Here is an 18,489-nt window from a genome sequence, read left to right as displayed (position 1 = left end):
GCGGACCGTCGACGGCCCTGCGGACCGCCGCCTCGCCGGCCCGCGGGCTCAGCGCGCCAGCTTGACGCAGGCCACCCGGTCGCCCGCCCCGTGCGGGCCGGCCGGGGTGCCCGCGTGCAGCACCAGTGAGCGCGCCCCGCCCGGCCGCGGCTGCCAGTCCACCGCCGTTGTCGCGGTGCCGTTGCCGTGCCCGTCGGTGCGCAGTGCCAGGCGCAGTTCGTTGCGCCCGTTGGCGTACGCCGGGTCGGTGGACGGCTGCACCGGGTCGACCGCGTCCTGGTAGTGCGGCCCGGAGGCCGCCGGGTCGGCCCCGCAGCCGCCGGTGTGCAGGTGCGCCGGGAACTCGTGGTCGGGGGCGAGCCCGGACACCGTCAGGGTGAGCACCGTCCGCCCGGGCACCGAGCGGTCGGTGACGACCCGGGCGTGCGAGCCGTACGGCACCAGGTCGTCGGCGTAGCTGATGGCGGTCGGCGGGACGAAGGCGGTGGCCGGGTCGAAGTCGGCCTCGACGACGGAGACCGGCGAGGCGGCGGGGACGAGCAGGGCCAGCGGCAGCAGGGCGGTGGCGAGCGGAACGGTCATCGGTCGGGCCTTCCACGGGCGGGGCGACGGTCACCCTGCTAACGGCCCAGGCTTGTGAAGGACACCGCCCCCTCGCCGACCGGCGCTTCTGGTGGTGAGCTTGTGGTGGTGAGCTTCTGGTGCCGACGGCGGCGGCCGGGGCGTTGGCGGGTGCGGTGTCCGGCCGATCGGGCCGGAACGCGAGCGGCGCGGCCCGGACGACGAGTGAGGCACGGCATGCACTATGGTTTATCTCGACATCGAGATAACTGCCCCTTACGATTTATCTCGACATCAAGATACTTGCCGAGAGGCGCTCACCGGCGATGCGGGCAAGGCAGGCCTAAGTAAGGCTGACCTTACCACCGTGTGGCGGCCGGATACCGCACGAAGCACCCAGAAGGAGTCAGTCGTGTCCGCGAACAGCTTCGACGCCCGCAGCCCGCTGCAGGTGGGCGACGAGTCGTACGAGATCTTCAAGCTCTCCGCCGTCGAGGGTTCCGAGCGGCTGCCGTACAGCCTCAAGGTGCTGCTGGAGAACCTGCTCCGCACGGAGGACGGCGCGAACATCACCGCCGACCACATCCGCGCCCTCGGCAACTGGGACGCCGACGCCCAGCCGAGCCAGGAGATCCAGTTCACCCCGGCCCGCGTGATCATGCAGGACTTCACCGGTGTGCCGTGCGTGGTCGACCTCGCCACCATGCGCGAGGCCGTCAAGGAGCTGGGCGGCGACCCGGCCAAGATCAACCCGCTGGCCCCGGCCGAGCTGGTCATCGACCACTCGGTCATCGCTGACAAGTTCGGCACCAAGGACGCGTTCACCCAGAACGTCGAGATCGAGTACGGCCGCAACAAGGAGCGCTACCAGTTCCTGCGCTGGGGCCAGACCGCCTTCGACGAGTTCAAGGTCGTCCCGCCGGGCACCGGCATCGTCCACCAGGTGAACATCGAGCACCTGGCCCGCACCGTCATGGTCCGCAACGGCCAGGCCTACCCGGACACCTGCGTCGGCACCGACTCGCACACCACCATGGTCAACGGCCTGGGCGTGCTGGGCTGGGGCGTCGGCGGCATCGAGGCCGAGGCCGCCATGCTCGGCCAGCCGGTCTCCATGCTGATCCCGCGCGTGGTCGGCTTCAAGCTGACCGGCGAGCTGCCGGCCGGCACCACCGCCACCGACCTGGTGCTCACCATCACCGAGATGCTGCGCAAGCACGGTGTGGTCGGCAAGTTCGTCGAGTTCTACGGCGACGGCATCGGCGCGATCCCGCTGGCCAACCGCGCCACCATCGGCAACATGTCGCCGGAGTTCGGCTCGACCTGCGCGATCTTCCCGATCGACGCCGAGACCATCAACTACCTGCGCCTGACCGGCCGTGACGAGCAGCAGCTCGCCCTGGTCGAGGCGTACGCCAAGGAGCAGGGCCTCTGGCACGACCCGTCGGTCGAGCCGGTCTACTCCGAGTACCTGGAGCTGGACGTCTCCACCGTCGTCCCGTCGATCTCCGGCCCGAAGCGCCCGCAGGACCGCGTGATCCTGGCCGAGGCCGCCGCCAAGTTCGCCGAGGCGCTGCCGGTCTACTCCGCCGAGGCCTCGAAGCCGACCGCCGTCACCGCCCCCGACGGCTCGACCTACGAGATCGACAACGGCGCGGTCGTGATCGCCTCGATCACCTCCTGCACCAACACCTCCAACCCCTCCGTCATGCTGGGCGCCGCCCTGCTGGCGAAGAAGGCCGTGGAGAAGGGCCTGCAGGTCAAGCCCTGGGTCAAGACCACCCTGGCGCCCGGCTCCAAGGTCGTCATGGACTACTACGAGAAGGCCGGCCTGCTCCCGTACATGGAGAAGCTGGGCTTCAACCTGGTCGGCTACGGCTGCGTCACCTGCATCGGCAACTCGGGCCCGCTGCCCGAGGAGGTCTCGGCCGCCGTCAACGAGTCCGACCTCGCGGTCGTCTCGGTGCTCTCCGGCAACCGCAACTTCGAGGGCCGGATCAACCCCGACGTCAAGATGAACTACCTGGCCTCCCCGCCGCTGGTGGTCGCCTACGCCCTCGCCGGCAACATGAACGTCGACATCACCAAGGACGCCCTGGGCCAGGACGCCGACGGCAACGACGTCTTCCTCGCCGACATCTGGCCGACCGAGCAGGAGGTCGCCGAGACCGTCGCCGGCTCCATCGACGAGGCCATGTTCGACAAGGGCTACCGGGACGTCTTCGCCGGCGACCACCGCTGGCAGTCGCTCCCGGTCCCGACCGGCAACACCTTCGAGTGGGACGCCGAGTCCACCTACGTCCGCAAGCCCCCGTACTTCGAGGGCATGGCCAAGACCCCGAGCCCGGTGACCGACATCGCCGACGCCCGCGTCCTGGCCAAGCTGGGCGACTCGGTCACCACCGACCACATCTCCCCGGCCGGCAACATCAAGCCGGGCACCCCGGCGGCGCAGTACCTGACCGCCAACGGTGTCGAGAAGCGCGACTTCAACTCCTACGGTTCCCGTCGCGGCAACCACGAGGTCATGATCCGCGGCACGTTCGCCAACATCCGCCTGCGCAACCAGATCGCGCCGGGCACCGAGGGCGGCTACACCCGCGACTTCACCCAGGCCGACGCGCCGGTGTCGTTCATCTACGACGCCTCGCAGAACTACCAGGCCGCCGGCACCCCGCTGGTCGTCCTGGCCGGCAAGGAGTACGGCTCCGGCTCGTCCCGCGACTGGGCCGCCAAGGGCACCGCGCTGCTCGGCGTCAAGGCCGTCATCGCCGAGTCCTACGAGCGCATCCACCGCTCGAACCTGATCGGCATGGGCGTCCTGCCGCTGCAGTTCCCGGAGGGCGAGAACGCCGACTCCCTCGGCCTGACCGGCGAGGAGACCTTCTCCATCACCGGCGTGACCGAGCTCAACGAGGGCCGCACCCCGAAGACCGTCAAGGTCAAGGCCGGTGACAAGGAGTTCGACGCGGTCGTCCGCATCGACACCCCCGGTGAGGCGGACTACTACCGCAACGGCGGCATCCTGCAGTACGTGCTGCGCTCGCTGATCGGCTGAGCCACGCACCAGTGAGTGCCCGAGGGGGCCGGACCGCACCGCGCGGTCCGGCCCCCTCGGCGTGCCGCGCCGGCTTTTGCATGCTGCACCGACCCGGCCCGTCCCCTTGCGCGGTGAACGGCAGATGGACTAAACCTCTTTCCCGTCTGGTCCAGACCATTTGACGCCGCTTCAGAGAACAGGTCCGATATGCCCACTCGCACCTCAGCCCTGCTCGCCGCCGCCACCCTCGCCGCGCTGCTCGCCGCCCCCGCCACCGCCGACGCCGCCGACGGGCGGCACGGCCCGAAGCTGAAGGGCCAGCGGGTCGGCTACTTCACCCAGTGGGGCGCCGACAGCTCCGCCAAGCGGGTCCAGGAGTCCGGCCAGGCGGCCAAGCTCACCGTCATCAACTACGCCTTCGGCAACGTCTCCGCCGACGGCACCTGCTTCGAGACCGACGACGCCGGCCAGGGCGACGCCCGCAACGACTACCAGCGCGCCTTCTCCGCCGCCGAGTCGGTGGACGGCGTGGCCGACGCCCCGGGCCAGAGGCTGAAGGGCCACTTCAACCAGCTGCGCAAGCTCAAGGCGAAGAACCCGCAGCTGCGCACGGTCATCTCGCTGGGCGGCTGGAGCTGGTCCACGTACTTCTCGGACGCGGCCGCCACCGACGAGGCCCGCAAGAAGTTCGTCTCCTCCTGCATCGGCCTCTACCTCAAGGGCGACCTGCCGGTCCTGGCGGACTCCCCGGAGGGCGGCGCGGGCGCCGCCGCGGGCGTCTTCGACGGCATCGACATCGACTGGGAGTACCCGGGCGGCGGCGGGGACGCGGGCAACGTGGTCCGCCCCGAGGACGGGCGCAACTACACCCTGCTGATGGAGGAGTTCCGCCGCCAGCTGGACGCGCTGGGCGGCAGGAAGGGCAAGCACTACCTGCTGACCGCCGCCGTGGCCGCCAACGAGACCGTCGCCGACCGGCTCGAACTGCCCGAGCTGAGCGAGTCGGTGGACTGGCTCAACCTGATGACCTACGACCTGCACGGCCCCTGGGAGGGCAAGGGCCCGGCCAACCACCAGGCCAACCTCTACTCCGACCCGGCCGACCCGGACCCCCGCCGGCGCAGCGCCGACACGGCCGTGGAGCACTACCAGGAGCGCGGCCTGCCCGCCGAGCAGCTCGTCCTCGGTGCCCCGCTCTACGGCCACGGCTGGACGGGCGTCGCCCCCGGCGAGCGCGGCGGCCTCTTCCAGAGCGCCACCGCCTCCGCGCCCGACCACTCGTACCAGGAGATCAACGCGCTGCCGGGCAAGGTCTACCTGGACCGCGACCACGGCGCGTCCTGGAAGTACGACGGCACCACCTTCTACAGCTACGACACCGCCGAGGTGCTCACCCAGAAGGCGCGGTACGTGCGCTGGAACGACCTGGGTGGCGTGATGGTCTGGTCGCTGGACGGCGACGACGCCCGGGGCAGCGCGATCGCCGCCCTGGACCGCGGTCTGCGCCGCGACTGACGCCCGCCGGACGGCGAGGGCCCGCCGTGACGCGCACGGCGGGCCCTCTCGGCTTCGAACACCGGGACCGGCCCGGGACCGGTCCCGGCACCGGTCCGGATCCCGGCGGCAGGCCCGGTCAGGCCCGGTCGCAGGCCTGCGCCCGCAGTGCGCGGGCCAGGTCGTCCCGGCGCTCCAGCACCAGGCGGCGCAGCGCCGGCGCGGCCTTCGGGTGCCCGTCCAGCCAGGCGTCGGCCTCGGCCAGGGTCGGCTCGTCGGTCTGGGCGCTCGGGAAGAAGCCGCCGACGAAGCGGATCGCGATCTCGATGGTCCGCTCGGCCCAGATCTTCTCCAGCAGCTTGAAGTACGGGGCCGCGTAGAGGGCGGTCAGGTCGCGGTGGGAAGGGATCGCGAAGCCCGCGATGTTGGCCTCGACCAGGGCGTTCGGCAGCTCGTCCGAGTCGACCACGGCCGACCAGGCGGCGGCCTTGGCCTCCGGGGTGGGCCGGGCGGCCAGGCACTGGGTGTACTGCCGCTTGCCGCCGGCGGTGTTGTCGGCGGCGAGTTCGGCGGCCAGCTCCTCGTCGGAGGCCTGGCCGGCGGCGGCCAGGGCCAGCCACAGCGACCAGCGCAGCTCCTGGTCGACCTCCAGGCCGTCGATCCGGGCGCTGCCGGCCAGCAGGCCGCGGACCAGGCCGAGGTGCTCGGCGCCGCCCGCGGTCTGGGCGAGGAAGCGGGCCCAGGCCAGCTGGTGGTCGCTGCCGGGGACGGCGTCGCGCAGCTCGCGCAGCGCGCCGTCGGCGAGCAGCCGGCCGCCCTCGCCGCGCCAGGCCGGGTCGGCGTACAGGTCGACGGCGGTCTTGGCCTGCTGGTGCAGCGACTGCAGCACGCCGATGTTGCCCTCCTGGCCCGCGAAGCGCAGCACCAGGGCGACGTAGTCGCGGGCCGGCATCAGGCCGTCCCGGGTCAGGTTCCACACGGCGGACCAGGCGAGGGCGCGGGACAGCTCGTCGTGGATGTCGCCGAGGCCGGTGCGCAGGGTCTCCAGCGAGTCCCCGTCGAAGCGGATCTTGCAGTAGGTCAGGTCCTCGTCGTTGAGCAGGACGAGCGCCGGGCGGGGGAGGCCGGCCACCTCGGTGACGACGGTGCGGGCGCCGGTGACGTCCAGCTCGATCCGCCCGGTGCGCACCAGGGCGCCGTCGGAGTCCCGGTCGTACAGGCCGACCGCGATCCGGTGCGGGCGCAGCACCTCGCCGTCCTGCAGCACGGCGAGCTCGGTGATCCGGCCCTCGGCGTCGGTGGTGACCTGCGGGGTGAGCGCGTTGACGCCGGCGGTCCGCAGCCAGGCGGCGGCCCAGGCGGTGAGGTCGCGGCCGCTGGTCTCCTCCAGGATGCCCAGCAGGTCGGCGAGTTCGGTGTTGCCGAAGGCGTGGCGCTTGAAGTAGCGGCGGGCGCCCTCGAAGAAGGCCTCCGAACCGGCGTACGCGACCAGCTGCTTGAGGACGGAGGCACCCTTGGCGTAGGTGATCCCGTCGAAGTTGAGCTTGGCGTCCTCCAGGTCGCGGATGTCCGCGGTGATCGGGTGCGTGGTGGGGAACTGGTCCTGCCGGTAGGCCCAGGCCTTGCGCTGGTTGGCGAAGGTGACCCAGGCGGAGGAGTAGCGGGTGCGGGCGCCGATCAGGCCGTAGGAGCCCATGAAGTCGGCGAAGGACTCCTTCAGCCACAGGTCGTCCCACCAGCGCATGGTGACCAGGTCGCCGAACCACATGTGCGCCATCTCGTGCAGGATGACGTTGGCCCGGCCCTCGTAGGCGGCGTCGGTGACCTTCGAGCGGAAGACGAACTCCTCGCGGAAGGTGACGCAGCCGGGGTTCTCCATCGCGCCGATGTTGTACTCGGGGACGAAGGCCTGGTCGTACTTGCCGAAGGGGTACGGGTAGTCGAACTCCTCGTGGAAGAAGTCGAGTCCGAGCTTGGTGACGCCGAGGATCTCGTCCGCGTCGAAGTACGGGGCGAGGGACTGGCGGCACATCGCGGAGAGCGGGATCTCCAGGGTGGTGCCGTCGGCGAGCTCGCGGCTGTAGTGGTCGCGGGCGACGTGGTAGGGGCCGGCGACGACCGCGGTGAGGTAGGTGGAGATCGGCTTGGTCGGCGCGAACTCCCAGGTGCGGACGCCTGCCGCGGCGGCGGCACCCTCGGCGGTGCCGCCCTCGGTGGTCCCGTCCGCGTCGGCGACGCTCTCGTGCGGGGCGTTGGACCACACGTCCCAGGCGGCCGGGGCGGTCACCGTGAAGGTGAACGGGGCCTTCAGGTCGGGCTGTTCGAAGGTCGCGAACACCCGCCGGGCGTCGGCCGGCTCGTAGTGGGTGTAGAGGTAGGTCTCGCCGTCGACCGGGTCGACGAAGCGGTGCAGGCCCTCGCCGGTGCGGCTGTAGGCGCAGTCCGCCTCGACGGTCAGCACGTTCTCGGCGGCCAGGCCCTCGACGTGCACCCGGGCTCCGTCGTAGGCCGTGGCCGGGTCGAGGGCGCGCCCGTTGAGGGTGACCGAGCGGACGGTCGGGGCGAGCAGGTCGAGGAAGGTGTCCGCGCCGGGCTCGGAGCAGCGGAAGGAGACCGTGGTGGTGGAACGGAAGGTGGCGGCCGCGGGGTCCGGCGCCGAGGTCACGTCCAGCCGGACCCGGTAGCCGTCCACGGCCAGGATGCTGGCCCGCTGCTGGGCTTCGTCGCGGCTGAGGTTCTTGCCCGGCACGGCGGTACTCCTTTGTCCGGCTCGCACGGTGGTGCGCGTGTGGGTGGTGCGGGATCGGTGCGCGGTGTCGTCCGTGCACGCGGGAGCCATCCTTTCACGCCCCCCGCGGTCGGTACCATTGCACAGACCGACGCGTCAGGACCGGAATCAGCGGCCGCGGGCGGGTGTTGGGCCACTGGGGGAGTTCACCCCTGCCCGGATCACCTCACGAAGGACGACCTGCAGTGACGACTGCCGCTGAGCGCAAGACCGCCGACTTCTGGTTCGACCCGGCCTGCCCGTGGGCGTGGATGACCTCCCGCTGGCTGATCGAGGTTCAGCAACTGCGTCCGGTCGACGTGCGCTGGCACGTGATGAGCCTGTCCGTGCTGAACGAGCACCGGGACCTCCCGGCGAACTACCGCGAGCTGCTGGACAACGCCTGGGGCGCGGTGCGGGTGTGCATAGCCGCCGCCGAGCAGCACGGCGAGGAGGTGCTCGGCCGGCTCTACACGGAGCTGGGCCTGCGCTTCCACAACCAGGGCCTGCCGCAGAACCGGGAGACCGTGACCGCCGCCCTGGTGGCCGCCGGCCTGCCCGCCGAGCTGGCCGACGCGGCCGACACGGAGGTCCACGACGAGGCCCTGCGCGCCTCCCACAAGGAGGGCATCACCCTGGTCGGCGAGGACGTCGGCACCCCGGTGATCGCGGTCGAGGGCGTGGACGGCGAGCGGGTCGCCTTCTTCGGTCCGGTGGTCACCCCCGCCCCGAAGGGCGAGGCCGCGGCCCGCCTGTGGGACGGCACCCTGCTGGTGGCCTCCACCCCCGGCTTCTACGAGATCAAGCGCACCCGGACGGCCGGCCCGTCCTTCGAGTAGGCGCCGCCCGTTCCCCGGCGGCGCCGCCCGCCTCCGAGCGGCGAGTGGCGCCGCCGACGGCGACGCGAAGGGCCCGGTACCGGACATCGGTACCGGGCCCTTCGGCGCACGGGCGGGGGCTCAGCGGGGCCTCAGCGGGCGGCGGCGTCCCGGCGCTGCTTGAGCAGGCCGGCGGCGCTCAGCAGCACGACCAGCACCCCGGCCGCGTACAACTGCTCCCGGTTGCCCTCGGTGGTGGTCATCAGCGCGAGGATTCCGGCCACCCCGGCCATCGCGACCCAGGTCAGGTACGGGTATCCCCACATCTTCACGGTGAGCAGCTCGGGCGACTCGCGCTCCAGCCGGCGGCGCATCCGCAGCTGGACCACGCAGATGAACAGCCAGACCACCAGGATCGCCACGCCGGTGGTGTTCATCAGCCAGGTGAACACGGTGTCCGGCCAGAACTTGGCGGCCAGCACGGCGCCGAAGCCGAACAGGCAGGAGGCCAGCACGGCCCGGCGCGGCACCCCGCCGCTGACCTTGGCCAGCGCCTTCGGGCCCTGGCCGCGGCCGACCAGCGAGTACGCCATCCGGGAGGCGCCGTAGATGTTGGCGTTCATCGCGGACAGCAGCGCGACCAGCACCACGACCTGCATGATCGTTCCGGCGCCGGGCACCCCGAGGTGGCGCAGCACGGTGACGTACGGGCCGTCGGCGACGACCGCCGGGTCCTTCCAGGAGACCAGGGTGACCACCAGGGCCATCGAGCCGATGTAGAAGATCGCGATCCGCCACACCGCGGTGCGCACGGCGTTGGCGACGTTCTTCTTCGGGTCGTCGGACTCGGCGGCGGCGATGGTGACGGTCTCCAGACCGCCGTACGCGAAGACCGAGGCGAGCAGACCGACGATCAGTCCGCTGACGCCGGTGGGCAGGAAGCCGCCGTGGCCGGTCAGGTTGGTGGTGCCGGGGGCGCCGGGGCCGAGGACCCCGGCGATGCCGAGCCCGCCGAGGACCAGGAAGGCGATGATCGCGGCGACCTTGATGGTGGCGAACCAGAACTCGAACTCGCCGAAGTTCTTCACCGCGGTGAGGTTGCTGGCGCAGAAGAAGACCATGAACAGGGCGACCCAGACCCAGGCGGAGACGCCCGGTATCCAGCCGTTGACGATCTTCCCGGCGGCGGTGGCCTCGGCGGCGACGCCGCAGCAGAGCATCACCCAGTACATCCAGCCGGCGGTGATCCCGGCCCACGGGCCGACCTCCTTCTCGGCGTGCACCGAGAACGAGCCGGAGGCGGGGCGGGCCGCGGACATCTCGCCGAGCATCCGCATGATCAGCATGACCAGCAGGCCGGAGAGCACGAAGGCCAGGATGATCGCCGGGCCCGCGGCGGCGATGCCCGCGCCGGAGCCGACGAAGAGGCCCGCGCCGATCACGCCACCGAGGGCGATCATCGACAGGTGGCGCTGCTTGAGCCCGTGGGCGAGCTGCTGGCCGTTCGACGCCGGGTCCGCGGCCGGGTGGGCGCCGTCGGTCGTCCCGGGCGCCGTGGGCGCGGAGGTGGGGGCCATAGGGGTGGATCCAGACTGTGCGGAATGCGACATGAGTTGTCCAATATCCGGGGATACCTCGGGCCATGCCAAGAATGTCCGACTCGGGCTCACATTGCGGACCGGGCCGGTACCCGGCGTCGCCGAGCTGTCACCGTGCGTCGTTTCCGGCCGGGTTCCGACAACGCCCGAGGGCGGGGCTTTGTCCGAAACCGTGCAGCTCGCGCAGTGGATCACCGCGTAGGTTCACAGGTGTTCACTCACCTGGACCCCACGGAGGATCCCCCGATGGCCACCGCCACCACCCCGATACCGCGCCGCGCCGTCCTCGCCGACCTGCTGCCCGCCGCCGCCACCCGCCTCGGCGGCCAGGTCCGCGACCTGGCCCTGGTGGCCGGCGGCGCCGCGCTGACCGGCGTGGCCGCCCAGCTGTCGGTGAACGTCCCCGGCTCGCCGGTGCCGGTCACCGGCCAGACCTTCGCCGCCCTGCTGGTCGGCACCGCGCTCGGCGCCCGCCGCGGCGTCGCCTCGCTCGCCCTCTACCTGCTCGCCGGCATGGCCGGCCTGCCCTGGTTCGCGGCGGGCACCTCCGGCTGGGCGATGCCCTCCTTCGGCTACGTGCTCGGCTTCGTCCTCGCCGCCGCCCTGACCGGCGCGCTGGCCCGCCGCGGCGCCGACCGCACCCCGGTGAACACCGCCGTCACCATGGTCCTCGGCAGCCTCGCCATCTACGCGGTCGGCGTCCCGTACCTCGCCCTCGCGCTGCACGTGCCGCTCGCCCGCGCCGCCGAGCTCGGTCTCTACCCGTACCTGGTCGGCGACGCCCTCAAGGCCGCCCTCGCCGCCGGGGCCCTGCCGCTCGCCTGGAAGCTCCTCGGCCGGCGCTGAAGCCCCCGTTGTCGGGCCCGGGCGCACGCGCATGCCACACTCATGGCATGCGCGTGTACCTGGGCTCCGACCATGCCGGATACGAACTGAAGAACCACCTCGTGGAGTGGCTCAAGGGGGCCGGCCACGAGCCGGTCGACTGCGGGCCGCACATCTACGACGCCGAGGACGACTACCCGCCGTTCTGCCTGCGCGCCGCCGAGCGCACCGCCGCCGACCCCGAGGCGCTGGGCATCGTGATCGGCGGCTCGGGCAACGGTGAGGCGATCGCCGCCAACAAGGTCAAGGGCGTCCGGGCCGCACTGGCCTGGAGCACGCAGACCGCCGAGCTCGGCCGCCAGCACAACAACGCCAACGTGATCTCCATCGGCGGCCGGATGCACACGCAGGAGGAGGCCACCGGGTTCGTCGAGGTCTTCCTCGCCACCCCCTACAGCGGCGAGCCGCGGCACACCCGCCGGATCGAGATGCTGAGCGAGTACGAGACCACCGGCGAGCTCCCGCCGATCCCGGCCCACCACCCCCAGGGCTGATCCCCCTCACCCCGTCCTCCTCCGGCCGGCCGCACACCCGTGCGGCCGGCCGCCGCCGTTTCCGGGGCGCTCCGACGACCCCGTCCGTCCTGTGGGATCGGCCACAACCCCCCGGCGCGCGGACGACGCCGCGCGCGGGGCACACACGCCGCCCGCTCGTTTCGTACGCCCAACCGCCGCACGCCTCCTGACGACCTGCCCGCGACCGCCCCGATCGGCCGAAACCCTCTGAGCGCCCCGCGCTCCGGCGCCACCGCCCGCGTCCGAGCCGTCGACGCCGGGCCGTACCCGTGGATAGGGTCGGGCCCCATGGCTGGCAGACCGCCGGGCGCACCGCCCCAGACGACTGCGACGAGGCCCGGCGCCGCCCCGGCGCCCGAGCCCGTGACGGCCCGGTTGCGCAAGAAGCTCCGCCGGGTCCGCCGAAGGCTGCGCACGGCCGGTGTGGACTACTTCCGCGGCGGCGCCGCCGACTGGCCGGTGCTCTGCGCGCTCGCCCTGCTCGTCCCGCTGCTGATCCTGCTCAACATCTGGTTCCCCGACTGGGCCCCGCCCACCTCCCTGGTCCTGCCGATCCTGGCCGGCGCGCTGCTGCTGCGCCCGGGCAGCCTGGTGGTGCTCTACGCGCTGGCCGCGCTGGGCCTCTCCGCCGAGTCCGTGATCCACACCGGCCAGCGGGTCGCCAGCGACAACCCGGAGGCCTACCTCTACGGGGTGACCCCGGGTGCCGCCCTGGTGGTCGGCGCCGCCGGGGTGGGCGGCCTGCTGCTGGCCCAGTTCCGGGCCCGGGTCGGGGTGCCCTGGTGGGGCGGCTCCACCATGCTGTTCGACCTGCGCGAGCGGCTGCGGGTGCAGAGCCGGGTGCCCGCGCTGCCGGCGGGCTGGCACGCGGACATGGCGCTGCGGCCGGCCGGCGGCCAGTCCTTCTCCGGGGACTTCGTGGTCGCCGCCCGGACCGGCCCCGGCCGACGGCTGCTGGAGGTGGTCCTCGCGGACGTCTCCGGCAAGGGCATGGACGCCGGCTCCCGCGCGCTGCTGCTCTCCGGCGCCTTCGGCGGCCTGGTCGGCTCGCTGCCCGCGCACGACTTCCTGCCCGCCGCCAACGGCTACCTGCTGCGCCAGTCCTGGGAGGAGGGCTTCGCGACCGCCGTCCACCTGGTGCTGGATCTGGACACCGGCGAGTACGAGCTGCTGTCGGCCGGGCACCTGCCGGGCATGCAGCGCCTCGCGGGCGCCGGCCGCTGGGAGGTCAAGGAGGCCGAGGGCCCGCTGCTCGGGATCTACGACGGCGCCAAGTTCGAGGGCGTGCGCGGCCGGCTGAACCGGGGCGACGTCCTGCTGCTGTGCACCGACGGCATGGTGGAGGCGCCGGGCCGCGACCTCACCGAGGGCATGGACCGGCTGATGGGGGAGGCCGACCGGCTGGTGCCAGGCGGCGACCGGGGCGCGGGCGCGGGTGCCGCGGCCGCGCTGATCGAGACCGTCGCCCGGGACATCAACGACGACCGCGCGGTGCTGCTGCTCTGGCGCGACTGAGCGGAACCGGGAGCGACCGGGCCCGGCCGGCAGGTGCCCTGCCCGGGTGCCCGGCACATGCCGGAGGCAGCGGCTGTCAAGCCTGGTAGCTGATCTTCGGCCAAATCGGACGGCCCGTCGGCGGACCGGACCAGTGGCTTCCGGTAACCGCCCCCGGACGCGTCCCGGCCGCTCAGCCCGGCCCCGCCGACGATTCGTCAGCACTGCTCGGCTATCGTCCCGGTCGGCGGAAACTCGTCTCGCATCGCAGGATAACGGGGTCGGGCAGGCGGTCAGACCTTTACGCAATTGGCACGGTCGACCACACTGAGTCCGGGCGGGACTGTTCAGGATTCGGGGGATAGGGGGCGTCACGTGCGGCACGACAGTCAGCGGTCGACCGTGGGCTCCCTCACCGGCGGTGTGTCGGACGGTCCGCGATTCCGCCTCGGGACCGTGGGACATGCCGGGGTCCGGCTTTCGCTGGTGTCGCCGGGTGGTGGCACCCCGCTATGAAAACGAGGAAGTGAGTCCGGGTGGCACTCTCCGTCTCCGCGCTGGTCCTGTTCGCGATCCTGTGCATCATCTTCATCCGCAACAAGCAGCTGAAGATCCCGCACGCGATCGTCGCCGCCCTGTTCGGTTTCATGCTGCACGAGACCACGGTCGCGACCTCGATCAACTCCCTGCTGGCCAACCTCGCACACAGCATCTCCAGCATCACCGGAGGCTGATCCAGGCGCATCGCCCGCCCCGGCCGATCACCGGGGCGCGCGGAGGAGCAGCAATCACCGGCCGGCTCGTCTGGCCTCCCACCAGCGAGCGAACAGACCCCGGGGGCGCGCCGCCGCCGGGGCCCGGACACGCATCGGTGCGGGTGCCGCGGCACCCGCCGCCGTGCCTTGCTCCGGTGCTTCCCGTTCGGCCGTCAGCAGGACGAACAACCGTGCCCAGCACAGCCGTTCACCCCGCGGCCAGTCCAGCGCGCGCAACGCCGCCGACGCCGCCTCGGACACCTCGCCGCCCACCCGGACCTCGGCGACGTCGTCCCCCGCCTTCCCGCCCAGGAAGAGCTTGACCCCGACCGGCCCCGGCCCGGTCAGCTCCGCCCGCAGCGCGGGCGCCAGCGCCGGAAGCACCCGGTTCTCGGCGAGCCAGCCCGCCAGGCGCTCGTTGCCGAAGCCGAACACCGCCGCCGGCCCCTGCACCGCGCGCCAGCCCGGGAGCCCGGGCAGATCGGGGCGGTCGGCGTGCACCCCGCGCCCCTCGGCCAGCTCGACCAGCACCGAGGCGGTGGTGGTCGCCCACATCCGCACCGCGTTGGCGAGCTTCTCCTCCTCGGTCTTGCCGAGGCCGGCCGCGCAGTCCCACACCACCGGCGCGTCCGCCCGGCCGAGCCGCAGCACGAAGCCGAGGTCCACGTGCCCGGCGCCGTCGTCCCCGGGGTGCTCGCGCACCGCTACCGCCGTGGTGCCCGGGCCCCGCACGACCTCGCCGTCCAGGCGGAACACCTGGCCCAGTCGCGCCATCTCCCGCACCACGCAGTGCTGTATGACGGCCAGTCGCTCCTGCGGACCCACCGGGACTCCTCCATCTCGGGAGCGCGGCGGCTGAGCTCGCGCTCGAACTGCGCTCGAACGCCGCCGAGGCTATCGGCCCGGCACCCAACCGGGAAACCGTCCGGACGCCCGGCCGCTCCGGTCGCGGAAACGTCCTGAATGCCCCACTTTGGGCAGCGGAAACCGAAAGCCGTCCGCCCGGAGAGCCCGCATGCCCCGCACCATCGACCTGACGACTCCTCCGCCCCCGGCCCGGCCGCTCCCGCTCCGCCCGGACGGCTCCGGCCTGGTCGCCGAGATCGAGGCGTACCTCGCCTCGCTGCCCGCCCCCGCGCGCACCCCCGCGCCCTACGTCTGCCCGTACGGCAGCGCCCCACGCCCCTGGTGCGCCGGCCACCCGACACCCCGGGCCACCCTGCTCGACCGGGCGCTGCGCCGCCCCGCCCGTCCCGTCCCGGTCACCGCGGCCGAGCACCTCCGGCTCGCCTCCCGCTACATCGGCGCCCACGGCTGGCTGCAGGGCGCGATGTGGGACGAGACCGGCCGGGTCTGCCTGCTCGGCGCCCAGGCCGCGGTGCTGGCGCACGGCTACGGCACCCCGGCCACCGTCCGCACCGCCCGGGTCCAGCTGATGGAGGTGCTGCACGGCACCGGCCGCCCGGCGCGCTCCCCGGACGAGTACAACGACCGCCCCACCACCCGGGAGGGCGACGTCCACCTGCTGCTCGACCGGGCGGCCGCCCGGGCCGCCCGCCTGCGGCTCTGAGCCGTACGGGGCGGGGCGGGCGGCCGAGAACCGCGACCCTGGAAACGCAGCCGGCCCCGGTGCGCTGAGCGCGCACCGGGGCCGGGCGAAGAGCGGGCGACGAGAATCGAACTCGCGTGACTAGTTTGGAAGACTAGGGCTCTACCATTGAGCTACGCCCGCGCGACCCCCCAGCCGTGACCGGCCGGAAGTTCGGGGAACAGCGTACCTGGTCCGGCGGCCCGTGTGCACACCCCGTTTCGCGCCGCCCCCCGCGTGCCCGCGGCGGCACGCGCCGTCGTCGCGCCCGCGCGGAATAGGCGGCGAGCCGAACAGGCCCGCCGTGTACGCTTCCTCTCGGCACCACGGGGTGTGGCGCAGTTTGGTAGCGCGTCCGCTTTGGGAGCGGAAGGCCGTCGGTTCGAATCCGGCCACCCCGACAGTGCGGCAGGGTCTCGTCCACGGGGGCGGGGCCCTGTTCTGTTCGGCCGGTACGGTGGCGCCTGGCGTCCGCCTTTCGTGGTACCGGTAGGATGGGGCGCTGGCGGTAGTCCCTGTGGCGTCAACCCAGGTCGACCGCACGAGGGCGAGGAGTCAAGCTCACCGTCCACCCCACGGGAGATGCAGCTCCGACCGCCCATCGCCCGTCTCGTCCGACCCACCCGTACGGCTCAGGCCTGGCGGCGGGCCGGGCGGAGACAACCTGACCGCAAGCCCCTAGGAGACCTAACCGTGAAGAGCGCCGTCGAGACTCTGAACCCGACCCGGGTTCGACTCACCGTCGAGGTGCCCTTCGAGGAGCTCAAGCCCAGCCTCGACGCGGCGTACAAGAAGATCAACCAGCAGGTCACGGTTCCGGGCTTCCGCAAGGGCAAGATCCCGGCTCGCGTCATCGACCAGCGTTTCGGCCGTGGTGCCGTGCTGGAGGAGGCCGTCAACGACGCCCTGCCGCGCTTCTACACGCAGGCCGTCGACGAGGGCAAGATCGAGGTCCTCGGCCAGCCCGACATCACCAACATCGAGGGTGTCGAGAAGATCGCCGACGGTGGTGACCTCAAGTTCACCGCCGAGGTCGACATCCGTCCGGAGATCACCCTGCCGGAGTTCTCCTCCATCGAGGTGGCCGTCGACCCGATCGCCGTCTCCGACGAGGACATCGAGAAGTCGCTGGAGCAGCTGCGCGAGCGCTTCTCCTCGGTCAAGGACGTCGAGCGCGCCGCGGCCGCCGGCGACATCGTGGTCGTCGACCTCGTCGCCAAGGTCGACGGTGAGGTGCCGGAGGACGGCACCGCCACCGGCGTCAGCTACGAGATCGGCTCGGGCCGCCTGATCGACGGCATCGACGAGGCCGTCGTCGGCCTGTCCGCCGGCGAGGAGAAGACCTTCGAGACCGAGCTCAAGGGTGGCACCCAGGCGGGCAAGACCTCCGAGGTCACCGTCACCGTCACCGCCGTCCAGGAGAAGGAGCTGCCCGAGCTGGACGACGAGTTCGCCCAGCTGGCCAGCGAGTTCGACACCCTGGAGGAGCTGCGCGCCGACTCCCGCAAGCGCCTGGAGCGCATGAAGGAGTACGACCAGGCCACCCAGGCCCAGGAGAAGGTGCTGGACGCCCTGCTCGCGCTGGTCGAGATCGAGTACCCCGAGAAGCTCCTCGCGGACGAGATCCAGACCCGCAAGCACAACGTCGAGCACCACCAGCTGGAGCCGATGGGCCTGAACCTCGACGCGTACCTGGAGACCCAGGGCAAGACCCGCGAGGAGTGGGACGCGGAGATCGAGGAGCAGGCGAAGAAGGGCATCAAGACCCAGTTCGTCCTGGACCAGATCGTCGCCGACGAGGAGCTGGGTGTTAACCAGGAGGAGCTGACCGAGCACCTCATCCGCCGCGCCGCCGGTTCGGGCCTCACCCCCGACCAGTTCGCGCAGCAGGTCGTCCAGGGTGGCCAGGTGCCGCTGCTGGTCGGCGAGGTCGCCCGCGGCAAGGCGCTGGCCACCGTGGTCGAGGCCGCCAAGGTCGTCGACACCGAGGGCAACGAGATCAACTTCGACGACGAGGACGAGACGGGCGAGACCGTCGAGGCCGCCGACACCGTCGAGGCCGCCGCCGAGGAGAAGACCGAGGCCTGAGCCCCGGCAGCCCCCTGAGGCGCACAGCGGGCCCGGACGCCGTCATGGTGTCCGGGCCCGCTGTCTTCCCTCCCGCGCGGCACCGCGACCCTGCGCTCACAGCGAACAGTTCTGCGTGAGGGATTCTGCGGCCGGGACCGCGCGTTAGGGTCCTTGGACAGCAACAATCACGACGTGATACCCGGAAGCTGTGCGACATCGTGACGGCCGTGGATCGACCGTCCAAATCGACTGAGCAGGTGGCTAAGTGACGTTCCCGCAGATGCAGATGCCTGGCCCGATGGCGCCGCACGCCGCCGCTGGTGACGTGCTCGGCGGCCTTGGCGACCAGGTCTACAACCGGCTGCTCAACGAGCGGATCATCTTCCTCGGCCAGCAGGTCGACGACGACATCGCCAACAAGATCACCGCCCAGCTGCTGCTGCTGGCCGCGGACCCGGAAAAGGACATCTTCCTCTACATCAACTCCCCGGGCGGCTCGATCTCGGCCGGCATGGCGATCTACGACACCATGCAGTACATCAAGAACGACGTCGTCACCATCGCGATGGGCATGGCCGCCTCCATGGGCCAGTTCCTGCTGACCGCCGGTGCCAAGGGCAAGCGCTTCTCGCTGCCGAACGCCAACATCCTGATGCACCAGCCCTCCGCGGGCCTCGGCGGCTCCGCCACCGACATCCGGATCCAGGCCGAGCAGCTCCTCCGCACCAAGCGCCGGATGTCCGAGCTGATCGCCTTCCACAGCGGCCAGTCCTTCGAGCAGATCACCCGGGACTCCGACCGCGACCGCTGGTTCACGCCGGAGGAGGCCCTGGAGTACGGCCTGATCGACGCGATCATGCACAGCGCCGCGGACGTCCCCGGCGGCGGCGGCACGGGCGCCTGA

The 18,489-nt window shown here is 72.1% G+C and carries 14 protein-coding genes and 2 tRNA genes; 11 read left to right on the top strand and 5 right to left on the bottom strand.

From position 1 onward, the window contains the following. Positions 1–48 precede the first annotated feature (48 nt). Entirely contained in the window at positions 49–582 is a 534-nt protein-coding gene (locus AB0Q99_RS30290) for a superoxide dismutase family protein (RefSeq protein WP_363576766.1), read from the bottom strand. A gap of 391 nt (positions 583–973) precedes the next feature. On the opposite strand from AB0Q99_RS30290, the gene acnA reads away from it, so the two are divergent. Together acnA and AB0Q99_RS30280 are read left to right on the top strand one after the other, a co-directional pair. Beyond that, entirely contained in the window at positions 974–3,619 is a 2,646-nt protein-coding gene (gene acnA, locus AB0Q99_RS30285) for an aconitate hydratase AcnA (protein WP_363576765.1), read from the top strand. A 189-nt stretch (positions 3,620–3,808) separates the two neighbouring features. Continuing rightward, positions 3,809–5,116 carry a glycoside hydrolase family 18 protein gene (locus tag AB0Q99_RS30280; protein ID WP_363576764.1) on the top strand — a complete coding sequence of 436 codons (1,308 nt, stop codon included), beginning with the start codon at positions 3,809–3,811 and terminating at the stop codon, positions 5,114–5,116. Between the two features lie 118 nt (positions 5,117–5,234). Here the strand turns inward: AB0Q99_RS30280 and pepN are convergent, their stop codons facing one another. Continuing rightward, complete coding sequence (gene pepN, locus AB0Q99_RS30275) at positions 5,235–7,844, bottom strand: aminopeptidase N (RefSeq protein WP_363576763.1); 2,610 nt, start codon at positions 7,842–7,844, stop codon at positions 5,235–5,237. A 224-nt stretch (positions 7,845–8,068) separates the two neighbouring features. Between pepN and AB0Q99_RS30270 the strand changes: the two genes are divergently transcribed. Then, positions 8,069–8,701, top strand: coding sequence for a DsbA family protein (locus AB0Q99_RS30270; protein WP_363576762.1), 633 nt, complete (start codon positions 8,069–8,071; stop codon positions 8,699–8,701). Between the two features lie 131 nt (positions 8,702–8,832). On the opposite strand, the gene AB0Q99_RS30265 is transcribed toward AB0Q99_RS30270, so the two are convergent. Next, positions 8,833–10,140: an amino acid permease gene (locus tag AB0Q99_RS30265; protein ID WP_363576803.1), complete on the bottom strand. Its 1,308-nt coding sequence runs from the start codon at positions 10,138–10,140 to the stop codon at positions 8,833–8,835. A gap of 384 nt (positions 10,141–10,524) precedes the next feature. Between AB0Q99_RS30265 and AB0Q99_RS30260 the strand changes: the two genes are divergently transcribed. From AB0Q99_RS30260 to AB0Q99_RS30245, 4 genes are all read left to right on the top strand, one after another. After that, positions 10,525–11,124, top strand: coding sequence for a biotin transporter BioY (locus tag AB0Q99_RS30260; protein WP_363576761.1), 600 nt, complete (start codon positions 10,525–10,527; stop codon positions 11,122–11,124). Positions 11,125–11,171: 47 nt separating this feature from the next. Next, complete coding sequence (locus tag AB0Q99_RS30255; RefSeq protein WP_363576760.1) at positions 11,172–11,657, top strand: ribose-5-phosphate isomerase; 486 nt, start codon at positions 11,172–11,174, stop codon at positions 11,655–11,657. 309 nt (positions 11,658–11,966) lie between these two features. After that, positions 11,967–13,193 (top strand): PP2C family protein-serine/threonine phosphatase, encoded by a 1,227-nt coding sequence (locus tag AB0Q99_RS30250; protein ID WP_363576759.1) that lies wholly within the window; start codon positions 11,967–11,969, stop codon positions 13,191–13,193. Positions 13,194–13,708: 515 nt separating this feature from the next. Then, positions 13,709–13,906 (top strand): hypothetical protein, encoded by a 198-nt coding sequence (locus tag AB0Q99_RS30245; protein WP_360504084.1) that lies wholly within the window; start codon positions 13,709–13,711, stop codon positions 13,904–13,906. Positions 13,907–13,960: 54 nt separating this feature from the next. Here the strand turns inward: AB0Q99_RS30245 and AB0Q99_RS30240 are convergent, their stop codons facing one another. Next, positions 13,961–14,752 (bottom strand): DUF6348 family protein, encoded by a 792-nt coding sequence (locus AB0Q99_RS30240; protein ID WP_363576758.1) that lies wholly within the window; start codon positions 14,750–14,752, stop codon positions 13,961–13,963. 190 nt (positions 14,753–14,942) lie between these two features. Between AB0Q99_RS30240 and AB0Q99_RS30235 the strand changes: the two genes are divergently transcribed. Next, the gene (locus tag AB0Q99_RS30235; protein WP_363576757.1) at positions 14,943–15,497 is read left to right on the top strand and encodes a hypothetical protein; all 555 of its coding nucleotides are present in this window, start codon (positions 14,943–14,945) and stop codon (positions 15,495–15,497) included. A 91-nt stretch (positions 15,498–15,588) separates the two neighbouring features. Here AB0Q99_RS30235 and AB0Q99_RS30230 read toward each other — a convergent pair. After that, positions 15,589–15,659, bottom strand: a tRNA-Gly gene (locus AB0Q99_RS30230). A 183-nt stretch (positions 15,660–15,842) separates the two neighbouring features. Between AB0Q99_RS30230 and AB0Q99_RS30225 the strand changes: the two genes are divergently transcribed. The 3 genes from AB0Q99_RS30225 to AB0Q99_RS30215 all read left to right on the top strand — a co-directional run bounded on the left by AB0Q99_RS30225 (position 15,843) and on the right by AB0Q99_RS30215 (position 18,489). Beyond that, positions 15,843–15,916: transfer RNA gene (locus tag AB0Q99_RS30225), tRNA-Pro, on the top strand. A gap of 292 nt (positions 15,917–16,208) precedes the next feature. Continuing rightward, complete coding sequence (tig, locus tag AB0Q99_RS30220) at positions 16,209–17,603, top strand: trigger factor (RefSeq protein WP_363576756.1); 1,395 nt, start codon at positions 16,209–16,211, stop codon at positions 17,601–17,603. A gap of 280 nt (positions 17,604–17,883) precedes the next feature. Further along, positions 17,884–18,489 (top strand): ATP-dependent Clp protease proteolytic subunit, encoded by a 606-nt coding sequence (locus AB0Q99_RS30215; RefSeq protein WP_363576801.1) that lies wholly within the window; start codon positions 17,884–17,886, stop codon positions 18,487–18,489.

Source organism: Kitasatospora sp. NPDC086791, from assembly GCF_040685975.1.
In the GTDB taxonomy this organism is placed as follows: domain Bacteria; phylum Actinomycetota; class Actinomycetes; order Streptomycetales; family Streptomycetaceae; genus Kitasatospora.
This window is presented reverse-complemented; position numbering and strand designations above follow the sequence as displayed.